Annotated in this window: 20 protein-coding genes; 9 read left to right on the plus strand and 11 right to left on the minus strand. The window is 65.0% G+C overall.

All coding sequences use genetic code 11. The features are described from left to right. Positions 1–40: 40 nt before the first annotated feature. The 4 genes from K8O92_32590 to K8O92_32605 form a co-directional block, all read right to left on the minus strand. Positions 41–1,255 carry a TIGR02679 family protein gene (locus K8O92_32590; GenBank protein ID UAK32367.1) on the minus strand — a complete coding sequence of 405 codons (1,215 nt, stop codon included), beginning with the start codon at positions 1,253–1,255 and terminating at the stop codon, positions 41–43. Between the two features lie 94 nt (positions 1,256–1,349). Next, a complete protein-coding gene (locus tag K8O92_32595) occupies positions 1,350–1,970 on the minus strand; it encodes a hypothetical protein (GenBank protein ID UAK32368.1) in 621 nt (206 codons plus the stop codon). After that, a complete protein-coding gene (locus K8O92_32600; GenBank protein ID UAK32369.1) occupies positions 1,967–2,158 on the minus strand; it encodes a hypothetical protein in 192 nt (63 codons plus the stop codon). Before K8O92_32600 ends, K8O92_32595 begins: the two co-directional genes overlap by 4 nt. A 157-nt stretch (positions 2,159–2,315) precedes the next feature. Further along, on the minus strand, positions 2,316–2,726 hold the full coding sequence (locus K8O92_32605; GenBank protein ID UAK32370.1) for a hypothetical protein: 411 nt from the start codon (positions 2,724–2,726) through the stop codon (positions 2,316–2,318). A gap of 1,085 nt (positions 2,727–3,811) precedes the next feature. Here K8O92_32605 and K8O92_32610 point away from each other — a divergent pair. Continuing rightward, positions 3,812–4,051, plus strand: a complete 240-nt coding sequence (locus K8O92_32610; GenBank protein UAK32371.1) for a hypothetical protein — start codon at positions 3,812–3,814, stop codon at positions 4,049–4,051. A 26-nt stretch (positions 4,052–4,077) separates the two neighbouring features. On the opposite strand, the gene K8O92_32615 is transcribed toward K8O92_32610, so the two are convergent. Next, a complete protein-coding gene (locus tag K8O92_32615; GenBank protein UAK32372.1) occupies positions 4,078–7,524 on the minus strand; it encodes a phosphotransferase in 3,447 nt (1,148 codons plus the stop codon). A gap of 94 nt (positions 7,525–7,618) precedes the next feature. On the opposite strand from K8O92_32615, the gene K8O92_32620 reads away from it, so the two are divergent. The 3 genes from K8O92_32620 (at position 7,619) to K8O92_32630 (ending at position 9,559) form a co-directional block, all read left to right on the plus strand. Beyond that, positions 7,619–8,215, plus strand: coding sequence for a YbaB/EbfC family nucleoid-associated protein (locus K8O92_32620; GenBank protein ID UAK32373.1), 597 nt, complete (start codon positions 7,619–7,621; stop codon positions 8,213–8,215). A 270-nt stretch (positions 8,216–8,485) separates the two neighbouring features. Next, complete coding sequence (locus K8O92_32625; GenBank protein ID UAK32374.1) at positions 8,486–9,187, plus strand: hypothetical protein; 702 nt, start codon at positions 8,486–8,488, stop codon at positions 9,185–9,187. Between the two features lie 57 nt (positions 9,188–9,244). Continuing rightward, positions 9,245–9,559 (plus strand): hypothetical protein, encoded by a 315-nt coding sequence (locus K8O92_32630; GenBank protein UAK32375.1) that lies wholly within the window; start codon positions 9,245–9,247, stop codon positions 9,557–9,559. Here the strand turns inward: K8O92_32630 and K8O92_32635 are convergent. The 5 genes from K8O92_32635 to K8O92_32655 all read right to left on the minus strand — a co-directional run bounded on the left by K8O92_32635 (position 9,526) and on the right by K8O92_32655 (position 12,102). Continuing rightward, positions 9,526–9,879, minus strand: a complete 354-nt coding sequence (locus tag K8O92_32635; GenBank protein UAK32376.1) for a hypothetical protein — start codon at positions 9,877–9,879, stop codon at positions 9,526–9,528. The genes K8O92_32630 and K8O92_32635 overlap by 34 nt on opposite strands. A 201-nt stretch (positions 9,880–10,080) precedes the next feature. Then, on the minus strand, positions 10,081–10,392 hold the full coding sequence (locus tag K8O92_32640) for a hypothetical protein (protein UAK32377.1): 312 nt from the start codon (positions 10,390–10,392) through the stop codon (positions 10,081–10,083). Between the two features lie 731 nt (positions 10,393–11,123). After that, complete coding sequence (locus tag K8O92_32645) at positions 11,124–11,342, minus strand: hypothetical protein (protein ID UAK32378.1); 219 nt, start codon at positions 11,340–11,342, stop codon at positions 11,124–11,126. A gap of 168 nt (positions 11,343–11,510) precedes the next feature. Beyond that, positions 11,511–11,657: a hypothetical protein gene (locus K8O92_32650; protein ID UAK32379.1), complete on the minus strand. Its 147-nt coding sequence runs from the start codon at positions 11,655–11,657 to the stop codon at positions 11,511–11,513. A 292-nt stretch (positions 11,658–11,949) separates the two neighbouring features. Then, positions 11,950–12,102: a hypothetical protein gene (locus tag K8O92_32655; protein ID UAK32380.1), complete on the minus strand. Its 153-nt coding sequence runs from the start codon at positions 12,100–12,102 to the stop codon at positions 11,950–11,952. 178 nt (positions 12,103–12,280) lie between these two features. Here K8O92_32655 and K8O92_32660 point away from each other — a divergent pair, with 178 nt between their 5' ends. The 4 genes from K8O92_32660 to K8O92_32675 all read left to right on the plus strand — a co-directional run bounded on the left by K8O92_32660 (position 12,281) and on the right by K8O92_32675 (position 20,283). Beyond that, on the plus strand, positions 12,281–12,511 hold the full coding sequence (locus K8O92_32660) for a hypothetical protein (GenBank protein ID UAK32381.1): 231 nt from the start codon (positions 12,281–12,283) through the stop codon (positions 12,509–12,511). A gap of 2,033 nt (positions 12,512–14,544) precedes the next feature. After that, positions 14,545–18,678 carry a hypothetical protein gene (locus K8O92_32665; GenBank protein UAK32382.1) on the plus strand — a complete coding sequence of 1,378 codons (4,134 nt, stop codon included), beginning with the start codon at positions 14,545–14,547 and terminating at the stop codon, positions 18,676–18,678. 43 nt (positions 18,679–18,721) lie between these two features. Beyond that, positions 18,722–19,849: a DUF6301 family protein gene (locus K8O92_32670; protein UAK32383.1), complete on the plus strand. Its 1,128-nt coding sequence runs from the start codon at positions 18,722–18,724 to the stop codon at positions 19,847–19,849. Positions 19,850–19,932: 83 nt separating this feature from the next. Beyond that, positions 19,933–20,283 (plus strand): hypothetical protein, encoded by a 351-nt coding sequence (locus K8O92_32675; GenBank protein ID UAK32384.1) that lies wholly within the window; start codon positions 19,933–19,935, stop codon positions 20,281–20,283. Positions 20,284–20,446: 163 nt separating this feature from the next. Here K8O92_32675 and K8O92_32680 read toward each other — a convergent pair whose 3' ends face one another. Then, a complete protein-coding gene (locus K8O92_32680; protein UAK32385.1) occupies positions 20,447–21,034 on the minus strand; it encodes a hypothetical protein in 588 nt (195 codons plus the stop codon). Positions 21,035–21,358: 324 nt separating this feature from the next. Here K8O92_32680 and K8O92_32685 point away from each other — a divergent pair, with 324 nt between their 5' ends. Next, positions 21,359–22,783: a WGR domain-containing protein gene (locus tag K8O92_32685; GenBank protein UAK32386.1), complete on the plus strand. Its 1,425-nt coding sequence runs from the start codon at positions 21,359–21,361 to the stop codon at positions 22,781–22,783. The last annotated feature ends 58 nt before the right edge of the window (positions 22,784–22,841 follow it).

The raw sequence follows: 22,841 nt of genomic DNA on the forward strand, positions 1-22,841 counted from the left end.
TGGCGACTCGAATGCCCACCATAGACCCAAGGGCCGACATTCACGGCTGGATATCCGTGAGCAATAGATCGACGACCCGCTCTTCAGGGACCGCCAGGCCGGTCCGGCGCAGGTGCTCTGACAGGTCACCATCCCACGGCACAGGGGTCACCCGCCCGACAGCGGGTCCGCTCGCCCCAACCGCCGAGAGGTAATCAGCGCTGGTCATTCGCCAAGGCATCGCACCGAACCTGGCGACAATGTTGGCGGCGATCCGCAAACCCTCCCCGTCGAGATCACCGTGATAGCGAAGTTCGGAGCCGGCACCTGCCAGCCGTTCCAGCAGCTGCACACAGGCACTGCTCGGCCACCCCGCCGTGCAGATCATCGGCGGGCAACGATCGCCGAAACGGCCCAACGCCATCGCGAGGATGCTGGGGTTCTCGACTATCCACACGAGTCCAGCCGCCTCGGCTGGTTGCGGCTGGCATCGGATTTGCTGCAGCGTCACAACCGCGGCCAGTCCACGGCTCGCGCAGGTGCGCAGGATCTCGCCGACCACTCCGTCGGTACTTCCCGTCGGCGATCCAGCGACAAGCACGGTGGACGATAGTTCGTCGTCAGCCAGCCCGGCACGCTCCCACAGGGCTCGCAACTGAATGGCGTCGGTCGGCGGCTCGCTGTCGTAGAGGGTGGCGAGAGCGCGAACAACCGTCGCCTGCAACCGTGTTCCGTCGTCGAGTGCGTGCGGATCGCCGAGCACTCGTGCGGCGAACACCGGCAGAGGCACCCCGGCTCCGGGCAGTTCGCGCAGGACGCGCAACGCCCGCTCGAGTTCGGATCTCGTGTACTCGACCGACCTCGCCATCAATCCCGTGCGCCGCATCGAGGTCACCCATTCCTCGAGGACAGGTTGTGCGCGAACGACGTCGTGGGCGGACAACCAAGCCCACAACTGCTGTCGAGCGGCGGCCTCGGCCGCACGATCCGCTGCCCTATTGCCCACCGGCCCGACAAGATGCTCGACGACAGTGTAGGAATCCGTCCCGGCCACTTCGGATAGCACCGCATCCACGTCGGCCACGCTGACCGTCCGGTACTCGCCCGGCAACCTGGGCAAACCGAACAAGTCGGCGAATGCCGTCTGCTGGCGGATGTCCAGTGGGCCGACCTTGACCCGAAGCACCGGCCTGCCGGTCGACAGACGCCGATGCAACGCCTGCCACAGCGGCGCCAAGTCCGCGAAGAGGCGCGCTACTGCCTGTTCGTCACGCATTGGTCGTTCGGGCAACGAAGCGGTACATCAGAACGGCCATCCGGTTATTCATACCCAATCGACCTGCATCGCCGCGAGCAATTCGATGGGCTCATCACCGTTGCTCCCACGACTGTGCGAGCCACGCCCCAACCTGATCATGGTGATCCCCCACGTCGATTCGTCGATCCGCCGGAACCGATGGCGATGTCTGTGCAGCTAGAACGGTAGACATCGCGATGTCGGCCTCGAGACCCGCCTGCCACGTCGTGCTCATGTCGGCCAGCTCTTTGGCGATTCGGTTCCAGCTCTCGGAGTACGCCCCCACCATCTTGTCGTTTCCGGCGAGCGCGTCCAGCACCTTGCGGTATGGCTCGACGTGCGTGAGCATCCATCCGGCGATCTGATCGCCCACGAATCCGAACGGGTCTAACCCGGCATCCGCTACGGTCGCGCCTACCGCGATGCCGCGGGTGATCGCCTCGAACGTCTTCGCGTTTAGGAAATTTGCGTAAGCCTCCCATGCGTCTCCCGCTATCGTGCCAGACAAGATTCCGGGCAACCTGGTCTCTTGATCCTGCTTCAGACCGATGTCGTGCATCCAGAAGACGGTCTCCTGGAAGTACTCCTCCCGGTAGTCGGTCCTCTCGGCGATCAGTGGTGTGTTCTCGGCTTTCTTCCGGTCGTCGAAGCCGGGAGTGTTCTCGTTCAGCCAGTCGCCGATTGTCGTGCTCACTGTGGCCCTCCCGGTGCGTCGGCGATGGTCTCGCGCAGTTCGGTCACCGACCTGCCGAAGGCGCCGACCTTGTCTTCGAATGCCGCAGCGACGGTGTCGAGTTTGCCGGGCAGGGCCGCGACGTCCTCGGCGAGCTTGCGGATCACGTCGATGGTGTTGCGATGTTTGTCCTCGAGCACCAGTTGCACGGGAGGTCGGGGTATCTCGCCGAATCGTCATTCGCGGCACCGAGATAGCTGGCGGCTTCCAGCGACAACGTCAAGCTCTGCGTGAGCTTTTGCAGCTTTCCGGCATGACTGCGCACTTCGTCTGTATCTACGGAGATTGCATCAGGATTCGTCACGGTCACACCAGCCAGAAATGGTTGTAGTACTCGATCTCCGGATCCGGTTCGTCCGGGACGACGATCTGGTCACGGTCGGGCTTGCGGCTGCGCGGGGTGGCCGTATCCGAGGGGGCCGGTCCCGGCTGCGGCGGGAAGTAAGGGGCCGCCATCGAGAGGTTGTCACTGGACGGATGCGAAGTGCGGTGTTCGGACGGTTCGACCGTGGGCGGATCGGGATCAGGGAAGCGCTGTGCGTACTGTTCGATGATCGCGGCGCCCGCCGGGTCTTCTCCGACGGTGTTCCCCACCAGCCCGGTGACCTCCGCGCGCAATGTCGAATGTGCTTGCCGCAGACAGGACATGATCTCCGCGGACAGCACCGCCGGATCCATCCCGCGCGAACTCGGCGACAGGGTGATCGCCGTGGGCACACCGCTGCTTGTCAACGGTGACTACGACGCGACGATCTTTGCCCGACTCGGTGACCGTCAGCTCCCGCATCCGGCCCTCCAACTCCTGAAACCTTCCGGCCCGGCGCTCGAAATCCGCTGCCCCCTGCGCAAAGTCCTCCGCAACGCGGCTCACGTCGAATGCGGCCACTCACACCTCCCACTTCGCAGCTACCTATTGACTGACAACCCCGCCGCACGCATCGCGGATTCGACTTGTCTTTACACCTGACTCTGACGCAGCTCGCGGCCGATCGGTTCCATCTATTCCTGGAGCGTCACCGACCCGGGAAGCGACCCGATCGACCGGAATCCTTTCGTGCAGCCGCCCGGCTCGGAGCGACCTGCCACTGTGCGACTTCGGAACAATATCTGTTGCGCACAGTGATGTTCGACTCAGACGGCGATGGCGCCCCGGCTGCCGCCAATGCACAATCGACCGATTGCGCTGATGATCACCGGTTCGCCCTGGTCACATCGGTACTCCCGCCAGTGACAACAAACACACACATAGCGACACCTACGCTTGCCCTATGCCTCGCTGGAGCACGCACGATCGGAAATCAGCGAGCGTAGGTCGGCTGGCACGACTCGGAGTCGATCCCGAAACTCTCTCAGCGACAACACTTTCGAGTGCTAGAACAAGGTCGGTCAGCTCCCCCGTGAGCAGACCGGATGCGCAGTCGGATGCCGACAGCGAAGCAACAGGACCAACGTCTCCCACCGTGCGCCCGGGCTCGATCACGCCGAAGACAGAATCCGTCTCGCCGACAACGGCAATGGCGATGCCCCCGCTTCCGCCACCACGGCGGCGGGACGACGAGCCGCATCGACCGCACAACTTCGGCGCGGCCGCGCTCGTCGGGCTCTGCATCGGACTGGTGCTCGTCGTGGTGTCCGGTTGTCTACTCGTCGACCGCTCCACCGGAACGACGGCCTCGGCCACGCCGATCCGTGCCAGCGCGCCGACCACCACGACACCTTCGCCTACCGTCCGCACGACACCTCCACCTACCGTCCGCACGCCTCCCCGAGCCGCTCCACCTGTTTCCCGCCTCGGAATCGGGATGACCTTCGGGAAAGTCACCGCCAACGACGGCACGACCCTGGTGGTCCGAAACGCGTTCACCACCGGCACCGCCAAGGTCCGCACCGACGCCGATACAAAGGTGCACGTCCTGGCCGCCAAACAAGCATCCGACATACGCATCGGCGCCATCGTCGCCGTCTACGGTCGGCGATATGTCGATGACGCGATCCTCGCCGATGTCATCACCGGCATCTCCGTCGGCTCACCCCCCAAGTAATTCTCGTTCGTGCGCTTGCCGCCGAGTCAAGCCCGCCCGCGTAACGCGGCTTCCACCTCCACCTCATCGACGGGCTCTCGCTGTCCCCACACATTCCGTGCCAGGCGCAGCTTCCCGGCCATGCTGACCACCAACGCCGCCTCCGCGGCCACATCTCCGGCTCCCTCCCGGAGCAGTTTGCTGTAACGGACCGCATCGACGACGACCGATTTGACCCGCTCGTGGTCGAGGTATGTCCGCAGGTCACGACGCCACTCGCCGGTCGCGGCCTCGGGCTCGGCGGCGATCCACGCGGCGAGGAACGCCTCCTGTTCTTCCGGGAGATAACCCATCTTGTGCAGATGGGTGGCCACGTCGTAAACCGGGTCGCCGTACAGGGCGAATTCCCAGTCGAGGAACACGACCCGGCCGTCACGCACGATCATGTTCTTGCGATGCACGTCGGCATGCACCATCCGAAAGGGTCTCGGCTCGAGCATGTTCCACGAGGCGATGACATCCTCGAGCGGCCGATCGGGAACGCCCAACCGGCGGTAGAGGTCGCCGAAATCCGCGCTGCTCTCGCGGTACACCCGGGTGGTGACAGCCGACAGTCGCCCGGCGAACCCGGCGGGATCGTCGGTCCAATCGGTATCGACCGGTGGCAGCAACTCTCGTGGGATGCGCCGGAGTTCCGCGAAGAGCGCCGCCACATCCGCCGGAACATGAGCCGGAACCGGCACGCCGCGCGGCGCGAGGCCATCCAGCACGTCGCCATCGATGTAGTCGTGGATCTGGTAGGCGGGGCGGGCCGATTCCCAGCGCAACTTCGGTGCCGACGCGACGAAGGGTTCGATCGCGATCAAGACCGCCGCTTCCGGCCACTGCCGCAGATCCATCACGTCGGCGCCTTCGACGGGAATCCGCACGTTCACCGCGCCGGACACGCCGTCGACCCGCACATTGTGGTTGTAGTACCCGGCGGCCGATTGTGAGCGGGAAAGCGCGTCGTCGTACATCGCCGCGGCGTCGACGTCGAGTACCCGCGCGATCACCCGTGCGGCCTCGCGGTCCATGTTCGTTCCGGGCGTCGGCGGCTGGATTCGCGACCGCGCGCCCGCGGCGGCTTTCGAGATGTCGGGTTCGGTCCAGCCATACAGTGCCAGGACCGCTCGCGCCACGAGTACGAGACCGGGGTAGACGTTGGTGCCCTCGAACTCCGAGATAGCCCATCGCGCACTGCGTACCGCGTCGTCGCGTTGTCCTCGGCGCGCGAAGACCCCTGCGCGGAACAGCTCGGCCCTGGCCCGGCCCGATCGGTACCCGGCCTGTTCGAGGATCTCGCACGCTTCGGCGAGCGCGTGCTCGGCGGCGTCCAGCTCCCCGAGCGCCAATCGCGCCAAACCGAGTGCCGTGTAGGCCTTTCCGAGCTCGTGCAGGGCGCCGAGTTCCCGCTGCCGCACGATCGCGGTCCCGGCGGCCTCGATCGCCCGCGACGGGTCGGTGAGCGCCAAGAGTTCGGCCACATTCGTCGCGATGTTGGCCTGCCCGACGACGCTCCCCGCGGCCAGGTAATGGGTATCGGCCTCGGCCAGATACTGTGCGGCGCGCTCGGTGTCGAACGCCAGCCGGTAGGCGAGATGACGCAGCCGCGCCACATCTCCCAGGAACTCCCGGTCGTCGCCGTCCGTCATGGCCACGAGTTCCTCGCACATGGTCAACGCCTGACGGAATCGCCCCTGGCACATGTGCAGGTCGGCGGCCCACTGACCGGCGACGAGCCGTGCTCGCCCCGATCCCCGCGACCACGCACTCTGGTAGATGGCCAGCGCGTCGTCGGTGTCACCGAGTATGCGGCGGGCGTTCGCCGCGGCGACGGCCAACCGCTCCGCGATCGGTCCGGTCCTATCCAGAGCGACGTCCCTGGTGAGCCGATCGGCTTGCTTGGCGTCGCCGAGCAGCACCGCCGCTTCCGCTTCCAGGCACCGCGTCAGTTCCGACAGTTCCGCCATACCTGCCAGGTTCTCATGTGGATCGTTCAGGTAGCGGTCCAGATCGCTGATCACTCCGCCGATCCCCTGGCTGCCGCCCGCCGCTTCGATCCGATCGACGTAGTGCAGCAACGTCACCGCGGACAGCATGCCCGAACGAACACCGTGATATCCCGCCTCCCGCAGGGCGGTGACCCGGCCGGTCGGCCGTTCCGCACGCACGAACCAGAGGTTGTGCAGCATCGCGTGCAGGGTGCGCCGAACATCCGGATCCAAGCGCCGCTGCAACGCGTCCACCATCAACTGGTGCAGCTGGAAGCGCGGGCCTTCGTCGCTTTCGTCCGCCGCGTACACGAACGAGTACGCGATCAGGGACTTCCACGCCGCGATGTGATGAGGCAACTCGAACTGCTCGGCCACCGCCGTGAAGATCTCTCGATCGAAGGTGCGAGGTAGCCCCAGCAGCTCCAGCATCCGGACCTCGTCGGGGCGCACGTGCTGGAGGAAACGCTCGAGAATCGTGTCGGGGGATACCAATTCGGCAGGGGTCACCCAACCCGCGCGGGTGCGGGCGTCGATGGCCAGATGCAGATAGAACGGGACACCGGCACTCGAAGCGGCGATTGCCGCGCGCTCGGCGGGTTCCTCGATTCCCGACGAATTCAGCAATTCGAAGCGGGCATCCATCGGCAGGTCGTCGACCGCGACCGCCCGAACTCGGGTGGACCACTCCGGATCGTGCCGCTCCCAGCCCAGTGGCTCGCGGCTGGCGATCACCACCAACCCGGTGTCCAATTGCGCCACCACATCGCGGAGCCAAGCATCGGACGCCGCGGCGCGGCCTTCGCGGTCGGTGCCGCCCATCAAGGCTTCGTAGGCGTCCAGGAAGACCACATAGGGCCTACCTTCCGTCCCGCTTTTGAGATCTTCGGCGAACAGGTAGGAAACGGCTTCCTCCAAGCTCGCCAGGCTCAGCCGGTCGAGTTCCTGGAGGATCGGATCGTGCCGTATCCGATGTGTGCGGATAGCGCGGCGCGCACCGAGGTCGAGCAGCCGGGTCGCGGTGCCGAAGACCGGTATCCCGGTCGCGTCGTTGAGGATCTCGGTCAGGATCTCACTGTGCTCGGCGAGCGCCAGCGAATCAGAGGTAAGACGCAGATGCGGATGCATGCGCTGCCACAACACGGCGCAGGCGATGTCGAAGCGGTGGAATTTGATCTTCTGCGCACCGAACTGGACCCGCAGCACCGCGAGCCCGTCCGCGGCCTGACGATGACTCGGCACTTGCAGATCGAGCACCGCCGCCGGATGTTTGCGCTCGACCCGCGCTCGCAGCTCGGTGACCAACCGGGACTTACCGATTCCGCCGATGCCACTGAGCAGCATGACCCGGGGGTGGTCGGCGGCTTCGGTCAGTAGTTCGTCGAACCGGCTCAGCACCTGCTCACGATCGACGAATGGACGGCTGGCCGATCCCGGCTGAAAACGCGCGGTCAACACCATGGTGTGTTCCCCCTCGTGACGAGCACGCAACGATTCTGCCAGAGCGGGTCGCGTTCGGACCCGCCCTTCAGTTGCGGCGCCCGCGGGACGGGTGATGGAATCTGACATTCGATGGAACCGAACGTCGGGCCGCTACGTCAGATTCAGCAACGGACCGAATTCTCGAAGTGGGGGTTTGCAGGTGCAGGACAGTGGGCGCGACGCGACACAGCCATCCACCGACGCGCTGCGTGATCAGGTCGATTCGCTGCTGGAGGTTTTCGAGCAACAGCGCAGAGACCTGGCCGACGCTCAGTCCGCGATAGCGAGCACCACGGTCACGGCGTGGTCCTCGGACAATCTGATCCGGGTGGTCAGCAACGCCGCCGGTGTTCCGGTGGAAGTCCACGTCGAGCCGGAGGCGTTCAAGCGCTCCACACCGGACAAGCTCGGGCACTCCATCACCGAGGCCGTCCAGGCCGCCGCCCGGCTGGCGCTGGAGGCGACCCGACAGGCCGTGGCCCCGATCGAAGCGTCAGGAGAGGGTATTCCCGATCTCTCGGATCTGGTGCCCGGCGCCCCGAGCATCCGTGATCTGGTCCGCACGATGTTCCCGGAACCTCCCACGCCACAGAACGAGCCCGCAACGCTGGACGAGGAATCCGAGGACGAGTACTACCGCAACCGCTCCTACCTGCGGGACCGCCCGTGAGTTGTTTCCAGTCGGTCCGGATTGGCTGCGAGCCAATGCCTTCGGATTGCCGGGGCAACTGCGTCCCGCCATCCGATCGGACCGATGAGAACACAGCCGGGCCGATGGCTACGGCCATCGGAAGTCACTGATCTGGTGATGACAACAAGCGGGCGCTCCTACCTGCTTGTGCTGCACGTTACTTGCTTTCGAGAGGTGGGATTCTGAGTTGAGCCCGTCGAGCTGCTCATGGATGTCGGTCGCTGTCCGAAACCGCGACGGGGAGCGGTGATGGCAAAGCACAGTATTTCGGACTTCATGGAGCCGTATTTCCGGCGCCGGATCTTGCCCGAGCCAACGGATTCGGACTATGCCTGGGCGCGAGCGAACCCCGGCAAGTGGAAGTACCTCACGGACCCGAGGGCCGACAAGTCGGCGATCCGGAAGGAGAACGTGCTCGGCGGGTGGTTGGCCGACGACAACGGCGGGATCGCCGAGTACTGGGTGAACCCTGAATTCGTGCCGGTCCCGGAGTCGGCCGGCGTGGAACTCGCGAACGAGTTCGAGCTGGTGCTATGGCGAGCGACGTGGGGGTTCAACACCATCGCCTGGCTCATCGAGGCGTTCAGCCGCAGCGAGTTCACCGTGGTACTGGCCGCGGACGATCCGCAGGCTCAGCGTGGGTGGCCGTTCCGCGTCCTCGATACGATGACCTCTTCCAGTCCGATGATGATGTTGGATATCTACACCTCGCCGGGCAGGTTGCCGAAGGACGTGAACCCCTGGCTGCGGCGAGTTGTCTCGGGCCGGGAGTTGCTCGAGCAAGTGTGTCCGCAGGAATCGGTTTGGCTGTCGGTCAACCCCGTTCCATCCCTCAACTCGGCCGACGACTTCCTTTCCGCCACCATTCCCGGTTCGGATCTGACCGATTGGTGGCGTGAGTGGTCGGACGGCCAACGTACCCGTCCCGCAGCAGAATCCGATGCAACGTAAACGCCTGGAACGGCCCTCCGAGTACTACCGCGACCGCTCCTACTCACAGGATCGCCCGTGACCAACTTCCGTGTCGACCCGGATTCGCTGCGCGCCACCCGGCCAGGCTTCACCGACGTCGCCGACAAGATCGCCGCTGCCGCCGCCGACCTGCGGCGGGTCATCGAGACCGAGGGCGAGTGCTGGGGTTCGGACAAGATCGGCCAGAGCTTCGCCAAGAACTACACACCCGATGTCCCCAAAGCGTTGACCAGCGTCGACAACCTCGGCAAGACGATGACCAACCTCGGCGACAGCATGGTCGCCATCGCGAACACGGTGCAAAACCGTGACCAGGCCTACGCCGCCCAGATCGACCGGATCACCACCTGATGGGTATCGAAATCCCGGAGTGGCTGCAATGGGTCGCCAAATGGGTGGTCGGCGCGGGTGATTGGCCCGAGGGCGACGAAACCGCGATGCGGCGAGTAGCCGACGCATGGTCGGGGATGTCGGCCGCGCTGAACGAGCTCGACGACGACGCCGCGCACACGATGCAGCAGGCGTTGGCGGCGATCGACGGACAAACCCATGACGCGATCGCCGCACACTGGGACACCTTGGCAGGCAAAGAAGGTGCCTGGCAGGCGCTGGCCGGATATATCGACAAATTGGCCGACCAAATCGGTGACGGTGCAGCCGATATCGAGCACACCAAGCTGGTCATCATCGGCGCGATGGTCATCTTCTCGATCGAGGTGGCGCCCTTGCTGCTGACCGCCTGGACCGGGTTCAGCGCCGGAGGCGCCGTCGTCCTGCGAATAGCCACACAGGTCACCATCCGCATGGCGATCAAACAGCTGATCGCCCGCCTGCTCACCCGCGCCGCCGCCAAAGCCGCCGCCCGGGTGGCCCTACTCGGCGCGATCAACGAGGCACTGGAGGAAGGCGGCCTGGAACTCGGCGTCAAAGTCTTCCAAGCCGCCACCGGGCGCCGCGACGAAATCACACTTCAGGACGTGAAGGCCGCTGGAATCGCCGCCGCCGCGGGCGCGGCGGGCGGCGCGGTCGGTGGCGGACTCGGCCGCAGCGGACTGTTGTCCGGTGTCGACGACGTCGCCGCCAGCCGCCTCGGCCGAGCCACCGTCGCCGCCACCACCGAAACCGCCACCGGCATCGCCGGCGAAACCGCCGCCGCAGCGACAGTCGCCGCGCTCACCGACCAACCCTTCAACCTCACCCTCGAAAGCATCACATCCTCCGCCGCACAGGGCGTTCCGCACGGCCTCCACTCCGCTGCCAACGACACGGACACAACGTCGTCCCCACCCGACCTGAGCGATTCGGGCCCGGACCTACCTGCACCCAGCGACAACCAGCCACCCGAACGCACTCAACCCGCACCCGGCGACACCGGAGACCGAACACAGCCGAGCAGCTCTCAGCCGCAACCCGAAGCGACCCAGCCCGCGAGCACCCCCGCCGACGCCGACGGGACCGACAGCGACTCCGTCACGTCGAATCCCCCGGAGAACGCCACGCCTGCCTCGACGAGCTCGGCACAGCCGCAGAACACGACGGCTCACACGAGCGAGGTCGGCAACGAGAACTCCGGCCCCACCCCGGCCGGCAGTACCGATTCGACCTCGAACAACCCACAACCACAGACTCCGGCCGCAACGCCTGTCAGCGCCGAGGGAACCTCGACTCCGTCACATGCCGACAGCCCATCCGATAGCAGCACCAGCACGGTGATTCCGGATCCGGGCCCACCCACGCTCAGCGGCACCCAGACGACGTCTATCGACGACACAGCACACAGCAACTCCGACGAGCAAGACCCGACCGGAACCACGACTTCGCCCGCCCCTGCGGCTTCAGCACACATTTCGAGCGAAATAGGCGGACAACCGACCGCCCCATCGAATCCTGCGCCCGCTGCCTACGATGCGGCTGATCAATCCGGCTCCCAACCCAGCATCCAGAACCGGTCGACCGCCGACGATTCGCCGCCCCTCGCCGACCGCGCCGCCCCGGCACCTGGCCAGCGCGTAGACGCGTCGACCGCACCGCACAACGCGACACCGAGCACGACCGGCCCCCTCGCCGCGACACCGCCCGCGACGCCTACATCCAGATCGGATGCCCAGGCCGATTCGCCATCGGACACCGTCACCTCGAGCGCTGTGGCAACAGCATCTCCAGCGGCCGTGCCGCCCAACACGCTCGCCGGACCTTCCGCGCCCGCCATCGACCTGGGCCAGCGCTCGACCGTTTCCACTCCAGACCCCGCTGCATCCGTCGGTCCAGCACAGTCTGCGACCGCCGCCACACCTCGGCCCGATCACACCGCGCGCCCGACGACTCCCCCGCAACCGGTCTCGCCGCCGACCGCGACCAGCGAGCCCGGCAGCACCGGCGCCCCACCAGCCGACCTGGCCCACCGCGCGAGCCCAGCCGACCGTGCCTCATCGGGCGGTACTGCGCGCACGGCACCTTTCTCCGACGGCACCGCGGCCACCGATATGCCTAGACGGGACGACACGTCGGAGGCGGCACAGCCCAATCGACGAGCCGACCCGAGTACTCGGCGGCAGTCGAACACGAACGATCCAGGCGCCACCGATTCCGAGGCGATGTCGTATTCCGGTGGCGCCGTGCGTCCACGCGACGACTTCGCGGCGTTCGAATGGGCGGAGGACGCCTACGACCATTTCCGCCGCGACGACGGTGACATCGATGACATCGCGCGCACACTCGGTGAACATCCGCGCACCGACGGCTCACATTTCACCCGCGACGATGTGGAGCAGATCAAGAACCATCTGTTCCGCGAAGAACACCCCATCATCGACTATGACGGCAACCTGATTCGACGCAGGTTCGACGCCGATCCGGCCATCGCCGAGGCATGGATCCGGTTGCGCGCCGGACATCCGCTGCCCGCCGATATCGTCTTACTCGAACACGAGCTGGCCGAGTCCACCTACCTGCGTGCTCATCCCGGCTCGACGTATCAGGACGCACACGCCCACGCGAATCTCGACCATCACTGGTCCAACGACATACCGCCACGAACTGGCGAACGCTACGACACACTGTGGGGACGACACGATGGCACTGCTGATCTACTACAACCAGACCAAGGACAACCCGAGCGAAGTGGAGTACCGGTTCGGGGAGACGAGGGACAACCTCGATCGCACACTGATCATCGACAAGACGAGCAACACCGCCCGCACGGACCAACCGGAGGACGGGATCTTCCGGGCGGCGGCAGGACAGATCATGATCCGGGCCAGACGCGAGAAGCAGTGGCCTCGCAACGGCGTGATCGCCTCGTAACCGAGGACAACCGTCCGCGCCCGGCACACTCGCAAGCGGACACTCCACGCCCGCAGGAGTCCGACCGTGGACCCCAGGGGACGACGGACCGTGTGGCGGCGGTGCCACCTCGTGACGTTCCGGATTCTCCGGGCACCGCGCCGCATCGACCTTCGTCGCCGCGCGGGCCGGTCGAACTCAGCTACAACGACCTTCGGGTGATCGAGGATCACGCCACCAGGCACGGTCTGGTGGCCGCCGACATCGTCCGCGGGGTCCAAGACGGCACGCTGCGTGTCGGACAGTACGGCGTCTACAAGAACCCGGAACAACCGCCACTCCACGAGACTCCCGACAAGCTCGACCCGGAGTACCTCACCGAGGTCGTGGATCACGACCTGCGCGATCCCGTGCGACGGCGCTACGCGAGCGTCGAACCCGACGCATTCGAACCCGGCTGCGCCGACAACCTGCTGCCCGATCACCTGACCCGGTCCATGCCCGGCCAGGCGCTCGACGACGCGACTGCGCCGATCGACCCCACGAGGTTGGTGGTCAACTATCCCGGCGATGGCCTGTCGCCGGTATGGCGGGACAGGAGCGCTGAAGACGCGTTCCTGGACGCCCGCAACGCCCTGTTCCGCATGGATTCGCGGGGGCCGGAGATCTTCGACCTCGGCTTCTCGCCACGCGATCCCGGCAACCTCAACATCGGTGCGCACGTCGGCCACACCGGCCCCGGCCAAGCAGACGGCTTCGTGTCGCTGTCGAGGAGTCCGGAGCACACCATCGCCCGGGAAACGGACATCGCGGGCAACGACCTCAACCGGCTCGCCGATGAGGGGCAGCTGACACGTCTGCCCGACGGCACCTTCCGGCAGACGATGTATATGCACGAGCTGTACCACCCGCACGGCATCGACGTAGACGCCACCTTCCACGACGCCACTGCCCATAGCCGATACAACGCGGGCAGCCACAGGGAAGCCGAGATACTGGCCCCTGGCGGGATATCCGGCGACACCGTCTACCGCGTCTGGCCGCGGCAGATCATCGTCGACGCCAACGGGAACCTGGTATCCGTCAGGGTCGGCGAGCCCGTCTACAACCCGCGCTTCGCCCACCTGGACAACCCCCGCTTCGCCCACACCCACGATATTCCCGCTGTCGACCGAGGACGACAAGCGGGAGAGCACGCTCAGCAGCAGGATGCGCACTCCGGGCAGCACAGTCCCCCAACGGAACACGCGCCACCGCACACGCAGGTTCCCCGCCCGGAACCTCCACCGCACCGGTCGGGTTTCGATCCGAACGTTCACAGGTACGTCGCGCATTTCAACGACGGTCGTGTCATCCCGCACGATCCCTTCTACTACGGCCGATACAACCCGCACATCGGCCGCTACCAGCCGACACCGCAGGAGACCGAGGCCGCCTACGCCCACCCGCTGGGGCAGAGCCCATACGACATCCAGGTGCGCAACTGGCTCGACGGCCACCAACAGCACACCGACTACCGGGCTCCCGAATCCCAGCCTCCGACACAGCAGGACCCGTGGCGGTCGATGCGGGCGCCGGAATCGCTCCCGCCGACTACTCACGAGCCGAGACAGCGCGCACAAGAGAACCCTCGTTCCCATGGCGAGACGCAACGCCTGAGCACACAGCGCACGCAGAATCCGTATACCGAGCGCCCGCACCCGGACGCTCCGCACGTGCGGGAATCCGATCGTGGCCGGGTGCCGCCACGCGCGCCCGAAACACGCGCACCCGTAGCCGATCTGTCATCGATGCGAGCCCCCGAATCGCTGCCACCACAGCCGCGTGTCCCATCACCACCAAGACACGTAGCGGAACCACACTCACCCGTCGCTCCCCATCGGTCGGGCCCCTCCACGTCTGCGCCACATAATCCGAGACGACCTGCCAACCGCGAGCCCAGACAACACCTCGACCCGCGCATAGAGCGGCACATGGGATCGGGACCACAGCGTCAGGACCCTCATGTCACTGTGCCACTGCATGATCCGCACAGCTCCGCACCCCCTACCGAGGTGCCCGATCGTCGCCGTCCGATAGACCCGGAAACACAACGGGCACTCGAAGCGCGCAATGCGCGCGAGAACTACCGACGACGAGCACCCGATCGAGTCATCGCGGTTCGGCCGGACCGAACGCCCGGCATCCCCGCATACGAGATGCGGCGGTACGCGGAAGGACCCGAGCATGTTGCCGTGGTCAGCGTGCGGATCCACCTCGAAGCCGGTCCGCACGTCTCCCCGCAGGAGATGCGGAATCTGATCGAAAACGCTCACTTGGCGACAGACCGTGCCTTCAACTACGGTCACCGATTGCTCAGTGGTGACTGGCTGCTGGTCGACGTCGTCTTCACCGACGACCCGTCCACCGCCCACCTGTCCGTCAACGTCGACCGTGAAACGGCCGACCCGAGGAGCTGGCATCCACACGACAGCTCCGAAACGCTCACCAACCACCTGCGCGAGCATCTCGGACTGGCGGCAGACAGCCGGAATCAGCCGACCGTCCGTCCGGAAGACCTGCGACAGATCAGCAACGACATCGCCGCAGCAAACACCCCCACCAGATTCACCGGTCTGCCCGAGACTCGCGTCATCGACCACAACCGGCTGACCAACCTCGAAAATCGCTCCTACCAGCAGATTGTCGAGGACTCGCTGCGCGACGGCGACCGCTTCACAGTAGGTGCCGACCCACGTACCCACCCGTACGGGCGACTGATCAACGACGGCGGTCCCGGATTCCCCGGACGCGGCAACAACTGCCTGGACAGTGCGCTGGCAGCGCTGTCATCGTTCTTCGGCAGGCCGCAAGTGTCGCTACCCCGCTACCCGGACCGGCTTGCCGACGGGACCATCGACCAGACAAGCGGCGAGCGCAATGGCCCGCAGCGCGCAGCCGACTGGCTCGGCAGCAGCTTGCGAAACCACGCCGGTACGCCCGTGCCGGATCAATTCATGGCGCTGCACGATCAGATCAGCGCCCACGGGCCTGGATCGGCCGCCTTGGTCATCAACGAGTGGCATGCCCGTGACCCCCGAACCAACGCCTTGCTTTACCACCAGGACGGGACACCGGTCATCGACGGCAGCCATGCCACCGTCATCGTCTACCCGCTCGGCGCGAGCGGCCCGGTCTGGTGGGACCCCCAGCAAAGCACCTTCTCGGACCGGCCTCCAGCCGACATGATCCACAACTCCGCTGGCTTGTGGTCGATACCGATCCCACCGAATCAAGGAGTGAACAGTGCCGGAATTTCGAACCAGAGAGCAAGTGGAGCAGTATCTGGCACAAATCTTCAGCCCCGACCAGGAGTATCGGATCTACCAGTTCGAGCACTGCTGGGTCTGTCGGCCGATCTCGACTCCCGAGCAGATCGCGAACGGTCAGAGGCTGGGCTTGGGGAACTACGTGGTGAACGCCGAGACGGGAGTGGTGACAGCTCACGCGAGCCTCGCGCCGACCATGATCGGGGAGAGGTACGACGAGGCGATCCGCACGGGCCAACCGGTACAGGGCTACCAGGTGTATCCGCCGACTTGGCGGGTGTCTATCGAGCGGACACGGGAAGACGCGAAGGAGATCGAGTACCTGCTCCGAGCGACGTCACTGACCGATCCACCGGAACCGAGCAGCGAACACCAACTCGTGATCGACAAGGACACCCTGTCGTTCAGTCCGACGGACAGCACGTCGGCGAACGCGGTTTCCTGGGCCGAGATGCGCAACCGGACGGATGGGACCTGGCCGCGACAGGGGACGTTCGACTTCTAGACGGCGCCGCTGAGCACGACGGCCCAGCAGCCTCCGTACCAACCTCCACGCAAGCCACCTCACCGAATACAAACACGCAGGTACTACCGATCCCAGCCCGTCCATCGGCGCCTGCCGACCCAGGACGCTCACGGGATCGTTCCGACGAACCCGCTGACCGCCGACATCCGCCGAATCCTGCTCCGGGCCCGAGCGCCGAAGATGCACGACGCTACGACCCCGCGTTCATCGAAAACCTACGAATCAGCAACTCCACCCCTGCCGACCGGCCCGACACACGGCCCGTCGAGCGAAGCGCCGACCCCAACGCCGCCACGATATTCGCCGAAAACCAACGCATCACCAACCCCACACCCGACAACCGCCCTGAGACGCCGCACGTCGAGCGGAGTGCCGAGCCCCATCCCCGAGATCTCGGCATGCGCGGTGCGCAAGGGCAGATCCCTATCGAGAGGCTCGTCGACAGCGTTCGCGACCGTGTTGCCCAGGACCCCAAATTCGAACTCAGCTACAGCGAAAGGGATCTCAACAACCTGATCGAGCACGGACGTCGACTGGGAATCGACGATCGCGGCATCGCCGACCTCATCCATATCGGTTCCCGCCTTGCGAAGCCCATCACCGCTGACGTGCTCGCACAGCACATGGAGAACTGGGCCGATGTGGTTTCCGATCGCGGCTACCCATACCGCTTCGAAGACGCCGGTCACTTCAACGCGTTCGCCAGGGATCTCGATCGAATCCTCCACGATGCCGGATTCGGTGACCACGGCATCTTCGTCCAAGGATCGGCGCTGCGGAGCCCCCAAGCGAACGACATCGACATCGCTGTCGTCATCGACCGTGACAGGTTCCATGAAATCCTCGTGGAGCGCTACGACGGACGGATAGCGACCAAGGCCACCGATGCGGCACCAGGCGGTCCTCTGACCCTGAGAGGGCTCACGCGGTCCGAACTTCAGGCGCTGGCCCAACGGATCCACGAAAATCCGAAGGCTTACAACAACCAGGCGCTTACATTCGCCAATGCAGTTCGAAAGGGCGTGATCCGATCGACGCACGACATTTCGAAATCACTCAAGGCGGCAGGCAAGGAGATTCAGAACAAATATCCGGAGCTGAACATCGAGGATATTTCACTGATCGTCCCGGGCAGCGACTTCGATTCCAGTCCCGAGTTGCCCGTTGTCGAAACCACCGACAAGGATCGCGCGCACGAACTCACTCGCAGACTGGAGGCCGCTCGGGAACTCGAATTCCAGCGTGACCTGGCCGACGGCCAACGCGGGAAGTTGCTGGCGCAGCTGAACCCGCATATACGGGAAATCGTGCAACTGTCGAGAGATCTCGCCGAGACGAATCGAGTGCAGAGCGCGGCGGAGTCGCTAGGGTATATCCAGGCTCGCGAGGCGCTCGATCGGATCCGCGAGGCACTCGAACGCGGCGCTCCGCTGACCGACGTGAGTAAAGATGTCGCACTCGCGAAGGAGCGCATGGCCGCAGCGCAGCAACTCGAACTCCATAGCCGCCTCGACGCGCTGCGTGAACTTCAACTAGGCGAGCACAGACAGGTTGTCGCACAAATCATCGAACTCGATGTGCGCGAGCGGAACCTCTCGACCACGACCCAGCTGGAGATCACTGAGCGAGCACTCGTCGAGGTAGCCACCCGAGAAGTACTGGAATTCCGCAACCAGCAGCCGGACGTGCGTACCCCCTCCCTCCAGCTCGAACTGAATACTGCACGCGAATACGAGCAGGCCCTCGCGCGCGGCCAGGCGCAGGACCTCGGCGAGATGACCCGGAATTTCGACGCAATACAGCGCGCCATCCGGCACGAGCAGGCAATAGAGGCGCGCCGGATCGAAGAGCTGGGGCTGGATCCAGCGCATCGGCAAATTGTGACCCAGGCGCTCGACACGGACCGCGCTCGCACACTCGGCAAAGCAGCGGAAACGTTGGGCAAGGAAATCGTGCGACAGCACCACAACGAGATCGTCGGGCCGAGCAGAGTTCTGCAATTGACTCCGGACCAGGCAAGGCGCCTAGATATACAGACTTATTCGCTGTGCCTGGACCTCACACCGACAAATTACGATCATGAAAGGAGTGTGTACGTGTACGAGCCGCCAGGGCGACCTCCCGTCCATGTTCCCTACGATTCGCCGGAGCGCCGATACGCGCAGGCTGTCAAAGCCATACGAGACGGGCTTTCCCCACAGGTGGTCGAGGTCGATTACCTACGGTCGATCGGCCACGCTACGGCAGCGGAGGAAGCTGTCCGCCGAAATCCCGAGGTGTCACCGCGAGTAACCAGAGCGCGGGCGCTCGAACTCGAACGTGCACGGCAGCTCCGTATCGAACGTGACCGTTGAACGCGGCGAAACACGCTACGGCAGATGCGATTGTGGTGATCATATGACGGAGTGGCAGACGACGACCACTGCCGAGCGGAGGGAAGTGAACCTCCTGAAGCGACAACTGACACTCATCCTCCATGGCCCGCTCGACCAAGTCCATCTCGACCGGTTGCGAGACGAACTCGGCATGACCTCGACTGGCTCCGCCACCGACCCGGTCGGCACCCGATTCGGACAGCGCCTCCGACATCACCCGAAGTATCAGACGATCACAATGATGGTGCTGACCGTGCTGCGCACCGATATAAACGAATGGTCGGTTACGCTCGACGCCATACCGGGCACCGACTTCTCCGAATGGAAGCGCCTCGCTGAAATCAGCGCCCAGAAAACAGGACTCACCATCGCCGAACGGCAGCTGCCGTCATCGACGCCCCTCTCCGATATCGGTGATCCAGAGCCGGCGACTCGCATCGGCCGATCCACCGATGAACGGTCAACGGCTGGCGCCGCGAGCTCCGCCGCCCCGCATCCGATGCCAACCCCCCTGCTCGGTCTCAGTACGATGTCGCCTACCGGCCCCCCAAGCTGGGTGGACTTGCCTGCATACGATGCCGACCTCATGGACAGAACGATCCGGCAGCTCGAAGCCGTGCCGCGCTACACTCCACCGCAGCCACCAGTCCATCGACCGGAGCTGGACGACGCAGAGTTGGTTGACCTCGTCACCGGACTTCGCAATCTGATCTGGTCATGGCGAATGGATGACCTGGTGACCGTCAGCGCGCGAGCCGGGCTCTGGACGATAGAAAGACGCGAAACCGATCGGGTGGTATTCACCAGCAGATATGTGGCCGGTGAGTGTTATGTGAACGGAAATGCCCTCGATGTCCATTCCATAGATTTGCCGGTCGCGACCATCATGCCTGATAGCGACGACTGCCGGACACCACCACGCGACGCCTTCACCCGAATGACCGCAGCACTCATAGACACATATGGTGAACCCACCGCACGCTCGTCGGGGACGACTTCACAGATCGAATGGACGGGAACGGAAAATGCACTGATCCTCGCCTACCGACATCCTTCCGTCCGGATCATCGTACGCCTCAACCCGAGAATCACCACTATTTATGGAGAAGCCGAGAGCACGCGCCGCAAGCGAAATGAAGAGCGGCGCTAGTATCGACCGCTTCACTCTCGACGAGTGATCGGCGTATGATCTCGTGTCGAGCCACATCGAGATTACACCGAAAAAGGATACTCATGACCATTACCTCGTACCACGGAACCTTTTATACCGATAGACCGGAGGTGATGGAACAGATTCTGAGAGCGTGGGTAGCGAAACAAGATCTGCAGATGAAGCCGCATCGCGGGTTTCAGGTGCACTATGAGACCGACGGATTCGAACTATATTGTTACGATGCGGGTGGGCCGGAAGCGCCTATCTACTTCCTTCTCGAGGGCCGCATCGAGGACGCGGCCGACTCTGCTGCTGATCGGCTTCGGAACCTTGCAGAACACTCCAGAAACGCAGGCCTGGAATTCAGTATCGACTACGAAGAAGTCGATGCCGAAGGGAATCCGTTGAGCGCCGAAAAAACACTGAGCTGATCCGCTCGGGTTTGCTCTGTGTGGCCGCCGTCGTCGGTGACGCCGCGCGTTACCGCCCCTGCCCGACCGGTGGTCGGAGCCGGCCTGGCAACCCTCCGAGGTCACGCACTCAGTCGCGCCTGGACGAACTGCTGTGCGTGCGGCGGCATGAGCTCGACAGGCATCAGATACCACCCCCGACGCGGAACTTCCACTCCACGACGTCGCCACGGAGTCTGAAACGCCGGATATTCCGGTAGGCGATGCGCGAATCCTCGACGGGCGTGCGCAGGGCGAAACCCTCACCGTCGTACTCGGCATGCATCAGTGCGCCCGGAAAAGCGTAGGTCGCAATCCGTTTGCGGGTCAGATTCCATCCTCGGAAGGAACCGATGACCATGAAGAACAGGATGAAGCCGAGCACGAACGCGATGCCGCCGCCCGCACCGTCGCCGAATCCCTCGGTGCCCTCGCGGATGACATTCACGACTACCTGCAAGCTGAACAGCCCGGTGATCACACCGAGGAACAGCAGAAACCGAGTCGGATCGAAGCTGGCGAAGAAGGCCGCGCGATCGAGACGTCCCGCGGTCTGCGCGTCGGCGGCATATTCGAACACGAGCCGCTGGTCCCCGGCCGCCGGGACGGGCTGGTGGGGCTGCGCGTTCGACGGCGAGTACTGGCCGCAGCCTGCTGCGGCGCCGGATATTGCCGCGATGGCCGCGGATCGGGTGGTGTGGCATTCACGTGCGACGGCCGCGGATGTGCCCACGGCGCTTGCGGTGGCGTTGCCTGCGGATATGGTTGCTGTGCCTGGGGTTCGGGCTGCGATTCATACAGATGCTGTGGTGGCACTGGTGGATACGGTGCCCCCTGCGGCGGATGCCCGCCGTACGCGCCTGACATCGTGTTCGGATACGGCTGCCCAGCCGGATGCGGTTTCACGTCGTTCGAGTTCCTTCCCCTGCCGAGACAGGCTAACGCTCGGCCCTCCGGTTCTCATAATGACAAGGCCTCCGACGCGAGGCACGCCGAGTGTCGGTGCCCCTTGCTAACTTTCGTCCTGTTCTGATCTGACGAAACCAGGCGAGGCGCTATGACTATCGGGGGAACCACCTATCTCGAGCTGTCCGAGGACAGCGGTTCCGCGCACAAGTTCTACGAGGTGATCGTCGCGGGCACCCAGGTGAGTGTTCGTTTCGGTCGCATCGGGGAGCAAGGGCAGACGAAGGTGAGTTCGTTCGCCACCGAGGAGAAGGCGCAGGCCGCCGCGGCCAAGAAGGTCGGCGAGAAGGTGCGCAAGGGCTATGCGCCCGCGGTGATGGGGGCGCGGGGCAGGCGCCCGGTGACCCGGCGGGCGATCAGCAGCGGCCGCTCGACCGCGAAGGCCGCGCCCGTGCTGTGGAGTTTCGACTCCGGCGCCGCCGCATTCGGCATCTTCGTCGACGAGCGTCGCTGCTGGGTGGGCAACGAGAGCGGTGACGTGTTCACTCTGACCCCGGACGGGGTGGTCACCGGTCGTTACCGCTTGCCGGACGCCGTCAAATGCATTGTGGCCGATGATTTCTGGATTTACGCCGGATGCGATGACGGTCGCGTCTACGACTTGTCCGGCAAGGTGCCGCGCGCGGCGTACGACATCGCGGCCGATGTCGACATCTACTGGCTCGACATCCACGACGGCATCCTCGGCGTCTCCGACCGTCAAGGCGGCATCACCGTCATCGACTACGAGGAGGAGTCGCTGTGGACCCGGCGCAGCACCGGCGATTCGGGCTGGATGGTGCGTATCGACGCGGACGGCGTCTACCACGGGCATTCCGCAGGCGTCACCAAGTACGACCTGGACAGCGGCAACCCTCTGTGGCAGGCGGGCACCGGCGGCGACGTGCTGTTCGGTTGGCAGGAATCCGACGCCGTCTACGCGGGCACCTCCCGTAACCAGGTGCGCATGGTGACCAAGAGCGGCCGGGCCGAGCGCACCTACCAGTGCGATGCCGCTGTCTTCTCCTGCGCGACCTCGCCCGACGGCCGCTACGTCTTCGCCGGCGACAATTACTCGTCGGTGTACTGCTTCGATGCCGCCGGGAACCGCGTATGGAAGTTGGCCACCGGCTGCGGCTCCGCCTACTCCATGCAGTATCACGACGACAAGCTGTACCTGGTCACCACCACCGGCACGCTGGCCTGTCTCGATGTCAGCGAGGCCGCCATTCGCGATGCCGAGCAGGGCGTGCTGCCCCAGACCGTTTCGGTGAAGGCTCCCGAGATCTCCGCCGTGGTGCCCAGCAATACCGTCGAAGTCACCTCCGACGCCGGAACGGGCGTCATCGTGGAGTGCGTGAACCACGGCAGTTCGCTGCGCGTGCGGGTCGTCTCGCCCGGATACCAGCGCGGCTGGAATGTGCAGTTCCCCAAAGACATCCGGCGCGCGGGGGCTCGTTACGTGGTCGACGGCGTTGCCGAGTCGGCGCGCGGTGGTTTCTACCGCGTCCGCGGGGACATCCGGCAGCTGACCTGAGCGCACCGACAGCGCTCACCCGAGGAGCGTTGCTCGCACGTCCTGCGTGACATGCGAG

It is taken from the genome of Nocardia asteroides (assembly GCA_019930625.1).
Taxonomy (GTDB): Bacteria; Actinomycetota; Actinomycetes; order Mycobacteriales; family Mycobacteriaceae; genus Nocardia; species Nocardia sputi.